This is a genomic window from uncultured Ruegeria sp., from assembly GCF_947500045.1.
Taxonomy (GTDB): Bacteria; Pseudomonadota; Alphaproteobacteria; order Rhodobacterales; family Rhodobacteraceae; genus Ruegeria.
Genome location: NZ_CANMQQ010000015.1, coordinates 1 through 17,691, shown reverse-complemented (window position 1 = coordinate 17,691; position 17,691 = coordinate 1). Strand labels below are relative to the sequence as shown.

Below are 17,691 nucleotides of genomic sequence, written 5' to 3'. Positions count from 1 at the left end.
TGTCAAATAGTTATTTATTGAAGCGCCATCCAGAGACCAGAACCCGTATCCATTTCGTTTCAATCGGTGGCCTTGTGGTTGCGCGTGCACCGCGAAGCCCGGGACATTCAGGGGAACGGATCGGGTACTGGGCTAGAGCCGGTCCAGACAGACTTAACCTGAAGGAAATCACTGATCGCGTCGGGCCCCAACTCTCGCCCGTATCCCGATAGTTTGATGCCACCAATCGGACTGCCGGGATCTACGCTGCGGTAGTGATTGATATATACTGTCCCGGAACATAGTGCGTCAGCTACGCGGGCGGCCTTGACGGTATCTGTGGTCCAAATTCCTGCAGCCAGCCCATAGTCGCTGTCATTGGCCAGCGCGATGGCTTCATCCTCTGACTCGAATGTGGCAACACAAAGCACGGGGCCAAATACTTCTTCGCGCCAGATCTCCATGTCCTGAGAAACCTGATCAAAGACCGTCGGGCCGACATAATACCCGGCAAGTCCTTTCACCGTTTCAGTACCGTCCAACAAACACCTTGCCCCATCAAGCTTTGCCTGTTCGATCATTGCTGTGACCTTGCGCAAATGTGGTTCGTTGGCAAGCGGCGCAATCTGTGTGGACGGATCCAAGGGGTCTCCGGGCTTCAGGGGGCGGGCCCGTTCCAGCAACCGCGATATCAACTTATCCTTGATGGATGTCTGGACAATCAATCTTGATCCGGCGACGCAGGTCTGGCCATTGGACAGAAAAATCCCCGACAAGACACCATTGACGGCGGCGCCCAGATCACAATCGTCGAAGACGACCTGGGGCGACTTACCGCCGAGTTCGAGCGTGGTGGGGACCACATTGTCCGAGGCCGCATTCGCCACTTTGCGCCCCCCCATATCCGACCCCGTGAAGGTCACCTTGCGCGTCAGAGGGTGCCTCACCAGCGCTTCTCCGACTTCATGGCCAAACCCGGTTAAGACGTTTAGCACGCCGGGCGGAAGGCCCGCCTCATGTGCCAGTCGCGCGAATTCCAAAGTTGAGGCCGAAGCCATCTCTGATGGTTTCACCACAACCGTATTCCCAGCGGCCAGCGCCGGGGCCAATTTCCAGGCAAGTATCATCAAAGGTGAATTCCACGGTGTAATCGCGACGACCACGCCGTAGGGCATCAAATGCCCAACACTGGTGACGCCGGGAATGGAATTGTTCTGGGAAACGGGGGCCAGTTTCCGCGCCTCGGCTGCAAAATGACGATACCAGCCGTGTAACCCCGAGAACTGACCGCGTACTTCAGTGATGCGCTTACCGTTATCCATAATTTCTGGCTCGACCAGCTCTTCCCAGCGCTGTTCCAGCACATCGGCGAGAGCGTCGAGTTTGTCGGCGCGCCCCTCTGCACTCAGCGCGGCCCATTGGCCCTGTCTGAACGCACGGTCCGCATCCCGGATTGCAGCGTCGGCATCAGCGGCGTTACATCTGGCAATAAGGCTCCATTCCTGACCCGTTGCCGGGTTGACGCTGGGAATTGTCTCGCCTGTCCATTGTTGAAATTCACCTGAAACAAACGGTGTGTATGTCCGCATTCAAGACCCTTCCGTAACATTCTGCGCGACAAGAGCCAGCAAATCACCCTGACGCACCAAACCACGATTTCCATGTGCCAACACAAAACCATTGTTGGGAAAGCTCAGCTCCACAGCAGGCCGACCCGGGGTATCCGGGAAACGAAGATAACCTGCGACATCACCGGCCTGTACGTCTTGCCCGGCTGAGACCTGCCGATCGAAAATGCCACCCTCGGGAGCGTATAACGAGTCAAACGGCGACAAGATTTCGACGCAGCGCGCGGGTTTTGGGGCAGGGTAACGGTTTTCCACAAGCCCAAGATGCGCCAAGCATCGCATCAAGCCTGTTTCTGTGGCATCCACAATTTCGGGCGTGATATTACCGCCCCCGCCCAGCTCGGCAGCGATCATCGGCACGCCCACACGTTCTGCCGCAGCGTTGACTGAACGATTGTCGTTGTGCTTCCCCAACATCCAGATCAGGGGCAGCCCGAAGATGTGGGCCAGATCAAGGTTCGTCTGGGCCAAGTCAGGATCTGCGCAATGCGTGGCAAGAGCGCAAGGGGCAAAGACCGATGCCTTCCCACCCGAATGCAAATCGATCACCGCGTCGCAGCGAGAAAGCAGCACGGTTTCAACATAATGTGCCAGCATGGCGGTTGGTCCGCCATCAGGATCACCAGGGAAAGCGCGGTTCAGGTTTTGTCCGTCCAGCGGCGAAACACGTGAAGATTCCGCAACTGCGGGTGCATTCAGGGCGGGGATCAGGATGATCTGCCCGTGAAGCTCGGCCGGGTCCAGGTGTTCAGCTAGGCGCAGTATTGCGGCTGGGCCCTCGAACTCATCCCCATGCGTGCCACCAAGCATCAAGACAGTCGGACCAGCACCGCCACGCAAGCTGACGATCGGAACAGGGTGATAGCCAAGAGGGACGGAGTTGTCTGACCATTTCAACATTAGATCCCCGACCTGCTTGCCGGGCAAATCCAGATCTATGGTCGCGCTCAGTCTGCTGGGCTGGTTTGATGGAGTCAGGCTCATGACTTGTCCTTCGCTCGGTGTATTACTTCTATATCATAATAATTATGCAAGTGAATTGGCATACAACAAAAAATATGTGATATAATAGATGAGCGCGTAACAATTAAGCCGTATCAGGATAAATTCATGGTCATAGCCAGGGCAAAATCGGGAATAGATAAAATTCGGCCACACATGGTGGGCGCACCGATTGAGGACGGATCACCTGCGTCCATCCTTCTGAATTCGAATGAAAGCGTTTACGGGCCCAGCCCAAATGCGCGTGCGGCGGCGCGCGCTGCCATGAGCGAAATCGAACGCTATCTCGAAAATCCCGACCGGCTTTTGACGCCAGCGATCGGGGCGCATTTTGGTTTGGACGAATCCCGAATTACAACTGGGCAAGGCTCGGATGATTTGTTGGCACGTTTGGCCAGGGCCTATCTGGGACCTGGTACTGAGTTAATCCGAAGCGCCAACGGATATCTGAAAGTTCCCAACTACGTCTATGCGAATGATGCTGATGTGATTTCGGTCCCGGATGAGGGTTTCAAGCCATCGGTTGACCAAATGATTGCGGCCCTTAGCGAACGAACGCGCATCGTTTATCTCGCCAACCCAGAAAATCCCGCCGGAACCTATCTGAATGGGGCTGAGGTGAGGCGGTTACACGCCGCGTTACCCGAAGATGTATTGCTGGTGATTGATGCGGCATATGAAGAATATGTCGACGCCGACGACTATGAGCCTGCGCACAAGTTGGTGGAAGAGGCAGGCAATGTTGTCATGTGCAGGACGTTTTCCAAGATCTATGGGCTGGCCGGGGCGCGGGTTGGATGGATGTTCGGCCCACCGGACATATTGGACAGTGTTCGCCGGATTGCTTTAACCTTTCCAGTTGCATCACCGTCGGCAGTAGCGGCGATTGCGGCACTGGAAGATCAGGCGCATACACGGTTCGTATATGAAGCCAATCGGTGCGGTCGCAATTGGCTTTCATCGGAGATGCAGGCATTGGGTCTGACGATTGTGCCCAGTCAGGCCAATTTCCTTTTGGTTCATTTCCCCGACCCGGTGAAATCGGCCAAAGCGGTTGACCTGTTCTTGCGCCGGAAAGGCATCGCAGTGCGGCGCCTCGCATCACCTGCTTACAAGGATTATATTCGCATTACGATTGGGCGACCTCACGAACTGCAAGCTGTGCGCAATGGGATCGCCGAATTTCTGAATGGGCGAAGCTGATGGGTGCGTCTCCTCAACCAGCCGCAAGTTCTTCGACCGAAGTGGCCTTTCCGTCCGGCGCCGGTATCATCGCCCGGATTAAAGAGGCTGGAATTCGTGAAATTGTGGCCCTTCCCGACATCGTAACCAGTGACGGTTTGCTTTGGCCCATTTCGGTAGATCCTGATTTTCGTTTGACCCGTATCTGCAAAGAGGACGAAGGCGTCAGTATTTGTGGGGCGATGTCATACAATGGCACCCGGGCGTTGTTGATGATGCAGCAGACCGGGCTGATGGATTCACTGAATGCCATTCGCGCAATCGGCGTGGATTATGAGCTGCCTATCGTGATGATGGTCGGGTTGCAGGGGAAAGAGCCGCATGTGAAGCCTGACCAGTCAGCCTCATACGGGGTGCGGATTATCCGGCCGGTTCTGGATGCGATGGCCATATCGCATTCTCTGATCGAAGAACCCGAAGATATCGACCACATCCCGCAGGCTGTCGAAGCGGCCTACGCAGGATCGCGCCCTCATATTTTCTTAATCGGCCGGAGCCCGGAGGCACCATGATCATCGACCGTGATGCCGCGCTTGGCGCGATGATACCACATGTGACGGAACGGGATATCGTGGTTGCCGTGTATCAAAGCTGCTTCGACTGGCTGCAACTCAATCCGCGGGACCTGAACTATGTTGCCGTTGGCGCAATGGGTCAGGCCAGTTCGCATGGATTGGGGCTGGCGTTGGCAAACCCTGAAAGGCGGGTGATCGTTCTGGATGGGGATGGCAGCCTGTTGATGAATCTTGGGTCCCTTGTCACGATTGCGAACTCGGGCGTATCCAATCTGTACCACTTTCTGGCAGCAAACCGGATTTATGAAGTGAACGGGGCGCATCCGTTGCCCGGTGCTGACCGGGTGGATTTTGTCGGTTTCGCCCGCTCAGCCGGGTATGCTGGGTCGCAAGGCTTTCGTGAGCTTGAGCTGTTTACCGACGCGCTGCCCCACATTCTGGCCGCACCGGGACCGCAATTTGTTTCCATGGAAGTTCGCGCAGGCAAGCCCTATCCACGTGATTATCACTATATTCACAGTGCAAAGGCGCGAAAGACCTTCAGGGACGCGCTCAATCAGAGTTGAGCGTATCCCTCGCGATTTCGAGAAAGATTTTTCCAACGGCAGATAGCGGCCTGTTTTTGGACCAGAACAGAACGGTCTGAAAATTCAGGGGCGCGGCAAATGGCAATACGACGCATCCTGGTATTGTTTCGGAATGACCTTTGGACATACCGACAATCGAAACACCAAGACCGCGCGCGACCAGCCGGCAGACACCATCTGTTGTTCGGGTCTCGTATTTCATGCTCCGCGGTATCGATTTGGCTTCAAAAAAGCGGTCAATTTCAAACCGAAAGCGGGATGAGCCCATATATGAGACAAAACTTTCATCCGCCAAATCCCGCGCGTGGATAACCGCTTTGTCTTCCAACCGGTGTCCTTTGGGCAAGACGCAATACACATCGTCATCCGAAAGCATCAGGCTGTCAAAGGATGGGTTTGACGGGACGCTGGACGTAATTCCAAAGTCATAGCTTTGCGAAACCAGCCACTCTACTGAATCATCGTTGGCTTCAAATTCAAGTTGCGCCATGGCCTCGGGGCAAGCAGATGCGAATGCACTGATCAGGTCCGGTGCTAGTTGCGTCGCGAAAGCAGGTGTTGTCACCAAGCTTAGCCGCGCATGTCCAAAGTTTCCGATCGCTGTCGCTGCCTGCTTGATGTGTTCCATCCCGCTGACGGCTTGTCGTACCTCTTGCACCAAGAGCCGCGACTCGTCCGTTGGGACCAGAACCCTGCCTGAGCGTTGGAAAAGGGCAAACCCGACCTCGGCCTCAAGGTCCGAGATTAACCGACTGACGGCGGGTTGTGAAATGCCAAGCAGTGCCGCCGCTTCTGTTACGGTTCCGGTGGACACAACGGCCCGGAACGCATCAACCTGTCGAAAAGTAATTTTCATTCTTTAGGTATTTTCACTCCGGCATGGCATACGCAAGGGGTTTTGGCCCCGGTGCGTTGTACAGATGATCGCTACTGTGGGCGGGTTGAAACGGTAATGAACTCGATCGCGTCTGACAGGATTTTGTCCACCCCATGCGGTAGTTTGGCATCAAAGCTGAGCGTATCCCCCGCTGCCATCAGGAATTCTTCGGTTCCACACACATACAGGGCGCGCCCATCGATCATGTAAATAAAGACATGCCCTTCGTGCTGATACTTTGGCAGCGTGGATTGATCTTGCTTTGAAATTCGGATGCGCGCGGATTGGAAGGACCCGCCGGGACCGCTGTGTTTGCCCAGAGTCAGGTAATCGTGGGCATGGTCATGCGTGATCCGCCGCGAAGGCAACCCGGTTCCGGCAGGAACATGATGAACATCTGCCGTGTGGTCGGAATGGCTGAACAAAGCCATCAAAGAGACTGACAATGCATCGGCCAAGGCCTGTAATGTACCAAGTGAGGGCGACACATGGCCATTCTCGATCCTGCTGATCATTGCTGTGGACAGGTTCGCCTGCGTTGCCAGTTCGGTAACGGTCAGGCTCCGTTCCTGTCGCAGCCTTTGCAGAGTGCGGCCGATTTCAAGTTCGGTATCTGATTTCTTGTCCTGCATCGGGTCACATCGATCCTAAATATATGCATAATGCTATCTGTGACCCGAATTGCGGGATAGTAAAGTATGAACTACCCAAAAATTAAGCTGACGGACAATTAACGGACGTACCTGTTGGGGCAAGCAAAGTGATTCTGCCGGGCTGGTGCTATTTTCCCTTCCAGACTGGATCGCGTTTTTCGGCAAAGGCCTTGGCACCTTCTAGCTGATCCTCGCTGGCATAGAGTATATCGACCGTATGCAACTGGCGCTTGGTGATGCGGTTCATGGTGTCCTGAAACTTGCTGTCTTCGGCATCGCGTACAACCTCTTTGATCGCAGCATAAACCAGCGGTGGGCCCGAGGCGAGCAGGCGGGCCAGCTCCCACGCACGATCCATCAGTTGATCCGCGGGCAGGATCTCATTGATCAGACCCCAGCGGTGGCCTTCTTCTGCATTGAACCAGCGCCCGGTCAGCAGCAGCTCCATCGCGATGTGATAGGGGATGCGTTTGGGCAGTTTGACGCTTGCCGCGTCCGCCACGGTGCCTGAACGAATTTCGGGCAGGGCAAAGGTTGCATGTTCGGCGGCCAAAATCATGTCGGCAGAAATCGCAAGTTCCAGCCCGCCTCCGCAGGCGATGCCGTTGACGGCGGCGATGACTGGCTTGTTCAGATCACGCAGTTCTTGCAATCCGCCAAAGCCACCGACACCATAATTCCCGTCCACCGCGTCGCCTTCGGCAGCGGCTTTCAAATCCCAGCCGGGGCAAAAGAACTTCTCACCGGCTCCGGTCAAAATGGCGACGCGTAGCTCGGGGTCATCGCGAAACTCAGCAAAAACCTGCCCCATGATACGACTGGTGGCCAGATCGATGGCGTTGGCCTTGGGACGGTCCAGAGTAACCTCAAGGATTGCACCGTCTCGGCGGGTCTTGATCGGGTCCATATCTCAGGCCTTTCTGATAAGGGCATCCACTGCAACCGCGCGGGTCGGCGTGCAGAGAAGCGGGTTGATTTCGACCTCGCCAAGCGTGTCGGCATTTTGGGTCACATAGCTTTGAACGGCCAGAACTGCGGCAATGATCTCATCCATATCAGCTGCTGGTTGACCACGATAGCCAGCGAGAAGCGGTGCGATTTTTAGTTCATCTAGCGCCGAACGAATGCTCTCGGGCGTCGATGGGACCAGAAGAGACGCGGTATCGCGCAAAATCTCGGTCAGGACGCCACCCGCGCCCAGTGTCAATACGAAGCCATGGGCGGAATCCCTTACAACGCCAATCAAAAGTTCGGCCACTGTACCGATAATCATCTCTTCGATCAGGATTTCTTTGGTTCCGATATCAGCGGCGACCTCCACCACGTCTGAGGCGTGGACCCTCAGCCGTACAGCGGCTTGTTCGGACTTGTGGGCAAGACCCACGCCCTTGACAGCGAAGGGGGCCTCAAGGTCCTGCGAGGCATTGCGCGCCTCCACGGCACTTCGAACAGACCGGTTCCGGGGGATGTGCAATCCATGCGCGGCCAGCGCCTGCTTAGCTTGCACTTCGGTCAGTGTCCGCAAGGTTTCCAACTCGCCCGGCAGGCAGATCGGTTCTCGCGCGGGTGCCGCGACCTGACCAGCAGCGCGCGTTGCGGCCAAAGCTTCGCGCAGGCCCATGAAGGGAATGACACCACCCTCCATCAAGGTTTGCGCGACGCCGTCTGGCAGAAGCTCGGGCAGGGTGGCGGCCACCGCAAATCGTGCACCTGTTTCAGCCCGTACCTTTAGTGCGGCGTGCGTCGCACAAGCCCAGTCCGTCAGATCGGAGGTTGGATAATCGACGATCGAGATGGTCAGATCGATGTCATCCCCCGTCATCCCGGCCCATGCTTTCGCCATCGCGTCTTCATCGCGCCAGACATAAGTGTGGTAATCGAGCGGATTGTTCAGCGCGACCATCGGACCAAGTGCCTCCCGCAATCGCGTTTCCTTGTCTTTCGTCAGCTCGGGAAAGGTAAGACCTGTGCCAATTGCCATATCTGCAATCAGGCTTGCCTCGCCCCCGGAACAGCTGATCGAGGCAATGTCGCCCCCCTGCAATGGCCCATAGCAATGCAGCAGTTTCAGCGTTTCCAAAAATTCGGGCAGCGTGCGTAGGCGTGGGATGCCCAGCCGGTTCAGCAACGCTTGCGCACCGGCATCGCTGCCTGCCAGAGACGCGGTATGGGAAACCGTTCCCGCCCGCGCCTGTTCGGATGCACCGACCTTGAGCGCGATCAGCGGAACACCTTTCTTATGCGCTTTAGTGGCAAGAGCTTCCCACTCACGGATATCCTTGAAACCTTCGATGTGCAGGCCGACTGCTGTGACCCTAGGGTCATCGATAAGCGATGCGGCGATCTCGGCCTGGCTGGTCTGCGCCATGTTTCCGCAGGCTACCATATAGGCAATCGGCAATGCGCGTCGCTGCATCGTCAGGTTGATCGAGATGTTCGAGCTTTGGGTCAGAATGGCAACACCGCGATCAACCGGGACCGCCCCATGCTGGTCAGGCCAAAGCAACGCGCCGTCCAAAGCATTTATGAAGCCATAACAATTCGGCCCGAGGATAGGCATGGTGTTTGCTGCCTTGATCAACTCTGACTGCAGGTCTCCGCCGGTCTTATCTTCGGCTGTAGCTTCAGAAAAGCCTGACGCAAAGCATACCGCGCCACCGCTGCCCATGTCTGACAGGACCTGCACCGCCTCGATCGTGGCGTGCCGGTTGATGCCGACAAAAGCCGCGTCTGGGGCTGCGGGCAGGTCTTCAAGTTGCGCATAGGCCTTGTGGCCTGCGATATCCGTTGCTTTGGGGTGAACGGGCCAGATGTTCCCAGAATACCCCATTCGATCTGATTGCAGAACGACCTGCTGGCACCAAGCCCCGCCGCCGATCACGGCTATGGATTCGGGGCGCAGGAGGCGGGAAATGTCCTTGCTCATGCCCGCCTCAGGCACCCATTGGCCGCAACAGGTCGCGGCTGATGATATGGCGCTGAATTTCGCTGGTGCCGTCCCAGATACGCTCGACCCGTGCATCCCGCCAGAACCGTTCGATCGGGAAATCATCCATCAGACCCATTCCGCCAAATATTTGCAGCGTGGTATCTGTCACCCCTGCCAACATTTCCGAAGCGTACAGCTTGGCCGAGGCGATCTCGCGGTTTGAAGGCAGGCCCTGATCCAGACGCCACGCCGCTGAAAGCGTCAGCCAGTCGGCGGCGTCGATCTCGGTGATCATGTCGGCAATTTGAAAGCTGACGCCTTGAAACTTGCCAATGGGCTGGCCGAATTGTTTGCGCTCGGCGGCGTAGTTCAAAGCATAGTCAAAGCAGCGGCGCGCGCGCCCGACTGAGAAGGCGGCGACCGTTAGGCGTGTCGCATAAAGCCACTCGTTCATTACCGCAAAACCGCCATCGACCTCACCCAAAACCTGTGCGTCGGGCAGGCGGCAGTTGTCGAAATACAGTATGTAATTCTTGTAGCCCTTGTGGCTGACCGAATTGTACCCATCGCGCACCTCAAAGCCCGGTGTGCCCCGATCTACAAGGAAGGTAGTGATGCGTTTCTTGGGGCCTTTAGGGGTTTCATCCACGCCTGTCGCGATGAAAACAATGAAGAAATCCGCGTGTTCCGCGCCCGAGATGAAATGTTTTGATCCGTTGACGACCCAATCACCATCCCGAACGGCCTGACATTTCATGCCCCGCACGTCCGAGCCCGCATCCGGTTCTGTCATCGCCAACGCGTCCATCTTTTCGCCGCGCACGGCGGGCAACAGGTAGCGTTCGCGCTGATCGTCGTTGCATGCCATCAGGATGTTTTGCGGGCGACCAAAGAAATGGGTCAACGCCATCGATCCACGGCCCAGTTCGCGCTCGACCAGAGTAAAATCGAGATGGGACAGGCCAGCGCCGCCGACCTCTTCAGGGAAGTTACAGGCGTAAAAGCCCAGATCGATGCATTTCTGTTTGATCTGTTGGCCCAACTCATGTGGGACCTGACCGGTTCGTTCGACTTCGGCCTCATGAGGATAAATCTCATTCTCGACAAAGCTGCGTACGGTCGAGACGATCATTTCCTGTTCTTCGGATAAACCAAATTGCATAGCGCGCGTTTCCTGGATGCCTGAGTTAGGATGAAACGGCATTGTCTGGATTTCTGACATGCAGTATTCGTATATTATCATGCAGAAATAGAAGAAATTGACCCAAATCTATAACTTCCTACTATTCGACGGCTTCTCGAACCTGTGCCTCGCCAACATGGTCGAGCCCCTTCGCGCGGCAAACACTTTGGCGGGGCAGCAACTCTATGCCTGGCAGGTCTATTCGCCTGACGGTGCGCCAGTGCATAGTTCCAGTGGCCTGCAGGTGACGCCCCAAGGTGCGATTGGGGGTGAGGCTGGTGATGCTCTGGTTGTAATGCCGTCTTATGGATTTCTGGCGCATTCGGTTCCCGAAACCTTGCGTGCGCTGCGCCGGGCCGCAGGCCGCCATTCGAGGCTGGCAGGTCTGGATACTGGAAGCTGGTTGCTTGCTGATGCGGGCCTATTGGAGGGGCATCGCGCAACCATTCACTGGGATGAATTATCGCGGTTCGAAGAAGCGTTTCCGGATATCGATGTCGTGCAGGAACGCTTTGTGATTGATCGCAACCGGATCACATGTTCCGGCGCGCTGGCGGCCTATGATCTGGCCACCGCGCTGATCTTTGCGGATCATGGGCCATTACTATCGATGGAAGTTGCGCATCTTCTGATGAACCGCGGCGAACCAAGTTCTGCATCACCACAGATGAAATCCAAAGACGGGCTTGTGAACCGGGTGGTCACCATCATGCAGCGCAAGTTGGACGATCCGCTTTTGATAAAGGACATCGCACGTCAGCTTGGGTGTTCGCAAAAGAAGATTGAAATCCGCGTACAGGCCGAGCTGGGCATAACACCTCAGGCTCTCTATCGTCGTTTGCGCTTGAATCTGGCGCGTAAGCTTGCGGTTGAGACCCGGCAGTCCGTCGCCGAAATCGCCGACCGTTGTGGGTACGAAAACTCCAGCGCCATGACGCGAGCGTTCCGGGTCCAGTTCGGGCAGACGCCGACAGCCTATCGCAACGGTAAGGAGCTTTCGAACTAGCTGCGCACGCGGGTCAGGTCCGGATCGTAGGGGGATGGCACAATCACCTCGGCATCGATCAATTCTCCGCACAGGTCGAGTTGCATCTTGCTGCCGGGCTTGGAGGCATCAGGGTTCAAAAAGCCGTATGCGAGGTTCAACCCTGTCCGGTGGCCCCAGTCTCCTGACGTGATCGTGCCAACAACCTTGCCCCCCAACATCAACGAGGCACCACCATGTGCAGGCGCTTTGATCGTGTCGATTTTCAGGCTTACCAGCTTCTTATTTGGACCGATTTCGCATCGCTTTGCCAAGCTGTCCCGGCCAATGAAATCACCCTTGTTCAGTTTCACGAACCGATCCAATCCCGTCTCGAACGGATCAAATTCGGTGAGAAGATCGGCTTTCCAGTGCAGGAACCCTTTCTCCATCCGCATGGATTCGACAGCGCGGGCGCCAAACAGTTTCATGCCATGGTTCTCGCCTGCCTTTCGCAGAGCCAGATACGCCGCGTAAAGCGAGGCATTTGGGACGTGGATTTCGTAAGCCAGCTCCCCCGAGAAGCTGATGTTTAAAACGGTCGCTGGCGCGAAGCCGATAAAACACTCGCGCACCGAGAGCCACGGAAACGCTTCTCTAGACCAGTCACCACGGGCGCAGGCCGATAGCACATCGCGGGATTTAGGACCGGCCAGAACCAGTATGGTCTGATCGTTGGTGAGTGAGCAGATTTGCACATCCTCGTCATCGCGCAGATGCATCTGAAGCCAATCCATGTCGTGATATTCACTGGCTGCGGCTGAGCCGTACCAGACCCGGGCCGGACCCCGGTCACTGGCGGGCAGGTTGGCGATGGTTGCTTCGGCTTTGACCATGCCGTGGTGGTTCAGCAGATAGCCAAGGCCGACACGCCCATCACGCTTCGTCACCGCGCCGCACATCATGCGATCCAGAAACGCATGCCGATCAGCGCCGGTGATCTCGAGCCGATTGAATCCGTTGACCTCGGCCAGCCCGACATTCTTTTGCAGGTTTTTGACCTCTGCTGCAACAATGTCGAAGGTCTCATCAAAATTGAAACTCAGGGTTGGATGGAAGTCCGGCGCAGGCTTGATGTAATCGACCCGCTCCCAACCGTTTACCACGGTAAACTCGGCCCCTTCAGCGGCGAGGATCGGTGTCAGCGGGGTGGTTTTAGCAGGGCGGCCAGCGGGCCGGCGTTCGTGCGGAAAGTGAAAGCGGAATTCATTCTGATAATCCTCAACGGCTTTCAGGGCCGTCAGTTCCACATTGGCGTGGTCGGTAAACCGACGAGGATCAATGCACCACGTGTCGTAACAAGCCTCGCCATGTACGATCTGCTGTGCCAGCAGCCAACCATGACCACCCCCTTCACCCAGACCTGCGCGCAAGCCTATGATACAAAAGGCGTTGCGCTTGCCCGGGATCGGCCCGACCAAGGGTGCACCATCAATTGTGTATGTGATTGGCCCATTCACGACAGTATGGATGCCGACCTCCATCAGAGCGGGCATACGCGCAAACGCGCCTTCCAGCACGTCCGTCACCCGGTCCAGATCATCAGGGCAGAGCGCGTTGACAAAGTTCGGATCGATGCCGTCCATTCCCCAGGTTTTGCAGTCTTGTTCATAAAACCCGACCAGCAAACCGTTCTTTTCCTGTCTGCAGTAATAGTCGCTGATCGGGCAGCGGAGCAGGGGCATCCGGTGTTCAGCTTCGCGGATTGCTGCAATCTCTTCGGTCAGAAAATACTGGTGCTCCATCGATGCAACGGGGTGGTGAACACCCATCATCGCGCCCACTTCATTGACCCGATAACCACAGGCGTTGACGACGATATCGCAGGCAATATCGCCATGTTCCGTATGCACCGTCCATGTGTCGTCCTTGTGCTGGGTCAGCCCGGTGACCGGCGTATTCCGATACACCTCGGCTCCGGCCTTGCGCGCGCGGCGCGCCAAGGCCTGACACAGCTGTGCCGGGTCGATGTCACCATCCAACGGATCCCACAATCCACCCAGCAGACTATCGGTTGAGATCAAAGGATGGCGGCGGGCGCATTCTTCGGCATCGATGATCTCGAAATGCACATCCATTCCGCGCGCCATCGAAGCAAAGTGGTGATACCCCTGAATCTGTTCAGGCGTATTGGCAAGCCGGATGCCGCCATCGCCGTGGTGGTAGTTGATGGGATAGTCCGGATCCTCGGCCAGTTCCTTGTATAGGTTGATTGAATGGGTCTTCAGCCCGACCATAGTTTGGTTCATGCCGAAATTGGTCACCTGCGCAGCTGAGTGCCAGGTGGTGCCACTGGTCAGTTCATTGCGTTCAACCAGCACCACATCGGTCCAGCCTTCGCGGGTAAGGTGATAAAGCGTCGAACAACCGGCGATACCGCCACCAATGACGACAACCTTGGTGCGCGATTTCATGAAAAGACCCTCCGACACGTTTCCCGGAATTAGCCTGTTCTGTAAGATGGATCACAAGGGCTATTTCTTGTTGGGTAATAATTCGAAAGAATAAGCTCAACATTTCAAACTAAGGCGAATGCAATTGAATCTGGCAGTGGCGGGTCGCCGCCTGCAAAAAGGAATTTGACAACTCATACTTCAAGCTGACTGTCAGCCAAGCGGAACCAGCAGGCTCGGGATCGTTTCAATATCTTTTGACGGGTATTGGCCGGCCGTTAATCGACAAGTTTGAAACTGCCCGACAGCCACGGAATGTCTGTAAGAAGCGGTGTAAGGATACGGTCTTGGATAAGAGACCGCGTTTTGGCATCAACCAGTTCGAGCGCTGATCTTGAACAATCCGGCGTTGCGACAAGCGCCAGAGTTCGTGCAAAGCTTTTGCCAGGAAATGGGTGCATACAGAGTTTGGGTTGGAACTGTTTTGCGCGCGAATACAGCAAAGGGGTGGTGATGGTCCAACCCGCCCCAGCTGACACCATAGACATAAGCGTCTGATTATTGCTGCACTCGAACTTGTGTGAGGTTGAAATGCCCATCCGGCGCAGTTGAGCTTCGATCTGACGCGCGATGATCAAGTTGCTGGAAAATCGCAGGAACTGCAGCTTGGTGCGGCCTTCGACGATATCATCCAATGCTTCTTCATTCACTTTCGGCAACACGATAACAAACGGATCGCGCAGAAGGGGGCGATCTTGCAGGTCGTGCATTCGCTCGCTGGGTGTTGTTGATATCCCCAGATCCAACTGGCGGTCGCGCAGCATCTCGATAATCGCGTGGCTGGAATCCGTGTGATACATGAAGTCGCAGGCCGGCATTTTGGCCGACAGGTGCACGGCCAGTTCCGGTATGATGTCACTTTCGAAATCCTCGATCGTACCAACCCGCAGATAACTGGCTTCGGTCAGACTTCCGGCCGACGCCTCGGCCTTTGCCTTGCGGATCAGCTGTAGCGCAACGTCGATTTTGCGCGAAAAGACCCGTCCTTTCGGTGTCAAAACCATGGGTCTGCGCGAATGATCGAAAAGTTCAACACCCAGATGATCTTCGAGATTGCGCAAATGATGAGAAACGGTGCTGACGGTCAAACCGGTTTCTTTGGATGCTGCCTGCAGCGATCCTTTTTGCGCACAAATCTGAAACAGTTCCAGCCATTTGAGGCTAAGATCTTTTGGTGCCGATTGGCGCGGCATGCTGGTCCTCATAGGATTGGGGTTGTATATTGTTTATTAGTTAGAAATTGCGATCATAGATATCAAAATATCGAACCAATGACCAAAACACAGCACCAACGACGCGTTGAGCTCTGTCGAGATGCCGATGTCTTCCAAACTCGATTGCATCGACGCTGTTTTCTCAGGCGCATTTTCAAGCTGACGCTTGGGCGGCCGTGTGATACCGCAGCCCACCTGTGGCCCGTTAGTACTTGAATTTTTAAGGTTCCGGACGTTAAACAGGCCGATGCAGCAGAAAGACCACACCGCATGGCGATATTAGTGTTCCTTACCCAGCTTGCCGGAGCCACGATGCTCCTGCTCTTTGCGGTTCGAATGGTTCGCACAGGGATCGAGCGGAGCTACGGCGCCTCGTTTCAACGCGTGTTGACCCGTAACAACAGCATGATTGGGTCCAGCTTGACCGGGATGCTGTTGGCCGTGGTTTTGCAGAGCTCGGCTGCGGTTGCACTGCTTGCCTCGGGGTTTGCAGCGGGTGGATATCTGGCCTTCCCGGCAGGATTGGCAATCGTTTTGGGCGGCGATCTGGGTTCGGCGCTTGTGATCCAGATACTGTCGTTTCAACTGGATTGGCTTGTCCCCATGCTATTGGCCGTTGGCGGATGGTTGTTCGTCAAGACTGAACGCAGGCGGCCGCGTCAGATCGGCCGGATACTGATGGGCATTGCCTTTATCCTGATTTCACTGCGATTCCTGCGCGAAGCAATGGACCCGATCCGGGACAGCGCGTTCCTGCCCGCGATTGCTGACTATCTCGTGCGTGACTACGTGACGGCCTTCATCGTGGGTGGTGCATTGGCCTTTGTCATGCACAGTTCGGTCGCTGCCATTTTGATGTGTGTCACGCTGGTTCAGATTGGTGCATTACCGTTTTCCGCCGGATTGTCGCTGGTGCTGGGCGCAAATCTGGGCAGTGCGCTGATACCTGTCTGGCTAACCCGTGGAATGGACATTCGTGCCCGCCGCATTCCCTACGCAAATCTCGCGCTTCGCGGGGTCTGGGCCGTGCTTTGCCTGTTCGCCGCAAATCTCGCCTTAAGTTCCGGTGTGTTGGGCAGCAATTACCAGGGGCAGATGTTGGTCAATGCACATCTGGCATTCAATGCATCGCTTCTGATCCTGTCACTCCCATTTTGTGGTGTGCTGCAATCACCGTTCATGCGTTTGCTGCCGGATGAAAAACCAATCACCGATGCCAACCCGCTTGCACGCCCGGCAAGCGCTCTTGATCCGCAGGTGGCTGAGTCCCCAACGCTGGCCATCTCGGCGCTTAAACGTGAGTTGGTGCGGATGGCAGACCTGGTCCAGTTGATGTTCAGCCCGTTGTTGGGTCTCTACCGTTCTGGAGACCCTGAGCAGATCAAATCAATCCAAGCGATAGATCAGGATGTAAACCAGTGTCTGGCGGACATTCGGACCTTTGTGGCAGCGCTTCCACAGAACAAGATGGATTCTAAGAAATCCGATGCTGCCCGAGATATGCTGGAATACGCCGTCCGGTTGGAAACCGCAGGGGATGTGGTGGCAAAACGCCTGACAGTGCTGGCCGGTGAATTGCGCGGCACAGGCAGGCAATTTTCACCTGAAGGATGGTCGGAAGTGCAGCAGATGCACGAGAAGATCCTGGCCAATCTGAAGCTGGCAACCAACGTCATCATTTCAGAAGATCTGGAAAGCGCCCGGCTATTGAATCTGGAAAAGACCGAGATCAAACGCGCCGAACGCGACAGCCGAAAACGTCATTTTCGTCGCCTTCAGAATGGCATGGTAGAAAGCTTTGAAACCAGCGATGTGCATCTCGAAACTTTACGGGCCCTGCGGGAATTCAACAGCCACATAGCGGCGATTTCAACACCCATCCTGTATTCCAACGGTCAGTTACTTGAAACAAGGCTGATTGAAGAGTTGCCGCACCGAGAACAAGAGGCAGAAACCTAGCAGGTGTTTTGTTGCTGCTGCCTCTGCCTCGCTGCGTTTAACTGCAAACGATCTGCTTGAACATGCCGGGAAGACACTGGTCCTGGCGAGGTGTTAGACGAGTATTGGAACCAGTCGGAAGGCTCCAAGCCATCTGAGGTTGAGAGATTTCTTGGCTACCGAAGGACCCTTCTGAAGGTTATATTTACGCAAAGCGAAACTAAATTACGGTTTTATCGCAACTATACTTTTTGTTTACGAAATAAAGATGCTCGGACTATGGTTCCTCTTACTGATCCGGAATTCGATCGCCAACGATAGTCGAATGCACGGAACCAGCAGGGAGAGAATAATCGAGATGATCAAAAAATATCTGCTCACCACGGCTTATGCCGGGATTGCTGCGATGACTGCGACGCAGGCATCTGCGCTTGATGAGATTACGGTTGCGTATTTTCTGGAATGGC

General features: G+C 55.7%; 14 protein-coding genes. 5 read left to right on the top strand and 9 right to left on the bottom strand.

Features of this window, described 5'->3' with window-relative positions; genetic code table 11:
* Positions 1-107: 107 nt before the first annotated feature.
* Positions 108-1,568, bottom strand: coding sequence for an aldehyde dehydrogenase family protein (locus Q1B46_RS19520; protein ID WP_299950904.1), 1,461 nt, complete (start codon positions 1,566-1,568; stop codon positions 108-110).
* The gene (locus tag Q1B46_RS19515; protein WP_299950901.1) at positions 1,569-2,591 is read right to left on the bottom strand and encodes a succinylglutamate desuccinylase/aspartoacylase family protein; all 1,023 of its coding nucleotides are present in this window, start codon (positions 2,589-2,591) and stop codon (positions 1,569-1,571) included.
* Between the two features lie 126 nt (positions 2,592-2,717).
* On the opposite strand from Q1B46_RS19515, the gene Q1B46_RS19510 reads away from it, so the two are divergent.
* From Q1B46_RS19510 to Q1B46_RS19500, 3 genes are read left to right on the top strand one after another with little or no spacing between them, the layout of a single operon-like run.
* The gene (locus Q1B46_RS19510; protein ID WP_299950898.1) at positions 2,718-3,812 is read left to right on the top strand and encodes a histidinol-phosphate transaminase; all 1,095 of its coding nucleotides are present in this window, start codon (positions 2,718-2,720) and stop codon (positions 3,810-3,812) included.
* Positions 3,812-4,363, top strand: coding sequence for a decarboxylase (locus Q1B46_RS19505; protein ID WP_299950896.1), 552 nt, complete (start codon positions 3,812-3,814; stop codon positions 4,361-4,363). The genes Q1B46_RS19510 and Q1B46_RS19505 overlap by 1 nt, the downstream gene beginning before the upstream one ends.
* Positions 4,360-4,932 carry a thiamine pyrophosphate-dependent enzyme gene (locus Q1B46_RS19500; protein ID WP_299950893.1) on the top strand — a complete coding sequence of 191 codons (573 nt, stop codon included), beginning with the start codon at positions 4,360-4,362 and terminating at the stop codon, positions 4,930-4,932. Before Q1B46_RS19505 ends, Q1B46_RS19500 begins: the two co-directional genes overlap by 4 nt.
* Here the strand turns inward: Q1B46_RS19500 and Q1B46_RS19495 are convergent.
* The 5 genes from Q1B46_RS19495 to Q1B46_RS19475 form a co-directional block, all read right to left on the bottom strand.
* Positions 4,919-5,809 (bottom strand): LysR substrate-binding domain-containing protein, encoded by an 891-nt coding sequence (locus Q1B46_RS19495; protein WP_299950890.1) that lies wholly within the window; start codon positions 5,807-5,809, stop codon positions 4,919-4,921. The genes Q1B46_RS19500 and Q1B46_RS19495 overlap by 14 nt on opposite strands.
* A 71-nt stretch (positions 5,810-5,880) precedes the next feature.
* Positions 5,881-6,462, bottom strand: a complete 582-nt coding sequence (locus Q1B46_RS19490; protein ID WP_299950887.1) for an XRE family transcriptional regulator — start codon at positions 6,460-6,462, stop codon at positions 5,881-5,883.
* 148 nt (positions 6,463-6,610) lie between these two features.
* The gene (locus Q1B46_RS19485; RefSeq protein ID WP_299950884.1) at positions 6,611-7,390 is read right to left on the bottom strand and encodes a carnitinyl-CoA dehydratase; all 780 of its coding nucleotides are present in this window, start codon (positions 7,388-7,390) and stop codon (positions 6,611-6,613) included.
* Positions 7,391-7,393: 3 nt separating this feature from the next.
* Positions 7,394-9,409, bottom strand: coding sequence for an acetate--CoA ligase family protein (locus tag Q1B46_RS19480; protein WP_299950881.1), 2,016 nt, complete (start codon positions 9,407-9,409; stop codon positions 7,394-7,396).
* 7 nt (positions 9,410-9,416) lie between these two features.
* A complete protein-coding gene (locus Q1B46_RS19475) occupies positions 9,417-10,574 on the bottom strand; it encodes an acyl-CoA dehydrogenase family protein (RefSeq protein WP_299950878.1) in 1,158 nt (385 codons plus the stop codon).
* 97 nt (positions 10,575-10,671) lie between these two features.
* Between Q1B46_RS19475 and Q1B46_RS19470 the strand changes: the two genes are divergently transcribed.
* Entirely contained in the window at positions 10,672-11,601 is a 930-nt protein-coding gene (locus Q1B46_RS19470; protein WP_299950875.1) for a GlxA family transcriptional regulator, read from the top strand.
* Here the strand turns inward: Q1B46_RS19470 and Q1B46_RS19465 are convergent.
* Positions 11,598-14,033, bottom strand: coding sequence for an FAD-dependent oxidoreductase (locus Q1B46_RS19465; RefSeq protein WP_299950872.1), 2,436 nt, complete (start codon positions 14,031-14,033; stop codon positions 11,598-11,600). The two genes, Q1B46_RS19470 and Q1B46_RS19465, sit on opposite strands and share 4 nt — an antisense overlap.
* Positions 14,034-14,290: 257 nt before the next feature.
* Positions 14,291-15,265 carry a LysR family transcriptional regulator gene (locus Q1B46_RS19460; protein WP_299950869.1) on the bottom strand — a complete coding sequence of 325 codons (975 nt, stop codon included), beginning with the start codon at positions 15,263-15,265 and terminating at the stop codon, positions 14,291-14,293.
* A 291-nt stretch (positions 15,266-15,556) separates the two neighbouring features.
* Between Q1B46_RS19460 and Q1B46_RS19455 the strand changes: the two genes are divergently transcribed.
* On the top strand, positions 15,557-17,245 hold the full coding sequence (locus Q1B46_RS19455) for a Na/Pi cotransporter family protein (RefSeq protein WP_299950866.1): 1,689 nt from the start codon (positions 15,557-15,559) through the stop codon (positions 17,243-17,245).
* Positions 17,246-17,691 lie beyond the last annotated feature (446 nt).

What these genes read in the sequence shown, in the direction of transcription:
- Q1B46_RS19520 (WP_299950904.1), bottom strand. Translation starts at nt 1,568, where the DNA reads ATGCGGACATACACACCGTTTGTTTCAGGTGAATTTCAACAATGGACA.
- Q1B46_RS19505 (WP_299950896.1), top strand. Translation starts at nt 3,812, where the DNA reads ATGGGTGCGTCTCCTCAACCAGCCGCAAGTTCTTCGACCGAAGTGGCC.
- Q1B46_RS19485 (WP_299950884.1), bottom strand. Translation starts at nt 7,390, where the DNA reads ATGGACCCGATCAAGACCCGCCGAGACGGTGCAATCCTTGAGGTTACT.
- Q1B46_RS19510 (WP_299950898.1), top strand. Translation starts at nt 2,718, where the DNA reads ATGGTCATAGCCAGGGCAAAATCGGGAATAGATAAAATTCGGCCACAC.
- Q1B46_RS19495 (WP_299950890.1), bottom strand. Translation starts at nt 5,809, where the DNA reads ATGAAAATTACTTTTCGACAGGTTGATGCGTTCCGGGCCGTTGTGTCC.
- Q1B46_RS19460 (WP_299950869.1), bottom strand. Translation starts at nt 15,265, where the DNA reads ATGCCGCGCCAATCGGCACCAAAAGATCTTAGCCTCAAATGGCTGGAA.
- Q1B46_RS19515 (WP_299950901.1), bottom strand. Translation starts at nt 2,591, where the DNA reads ATGAGCCTGACTCCATCAAACCAGCCCAGCAGACTGAGCGCGACCATA.
- Q1B46_RS19500 (WP_299950893.1), top strand. Translation starts at nt 4,360, where the DNA reads ATGATCATCGACCGTGATGCCGCGCTTGGCGCGATGATACCACATGTG.
- Q1B46_RS19475 (WP_299950878.1), bottom strand. Translation starts at nt 10,574, where the DNA reads ATGCAATTTGGTTTATCCGAAGAACAGGAAATGATCGTCTCGACCGTA.
- Q1B46_RS19480 (WP_299950881.1), bottom strand. Translation starts at nt 9,409, where the DNA reads ATGAGCAAGGACATTTCCCGCCTCCTGCGCCCCGAATCCATAGCCGTG.
- Q1B46_RS19455 (WP_299950866.1), top strand. Translation starts at nt 15,557, where the DNA reads ATGGCGATATTAGTGTTCCTTACCCAGCTTGCCGGAGCCACGATGCTC.
- Q1B46_RS19490 (WP_299950887.1), bottom strand. Translation starts at nt 6,462, where the DNA reads ATGCAGGACAAGAAATCAGATACCGAACTTGAAATCGGCCGCACTCTG.
- Q1B46_RS19465 (WP_299950872.1), bottom strand. Translation starts at nt 14,033, where the DNA reads ATGAAATCGCGCACCAAGGTTGTCGTCATTGGTGGCGGTATCGCCGGT.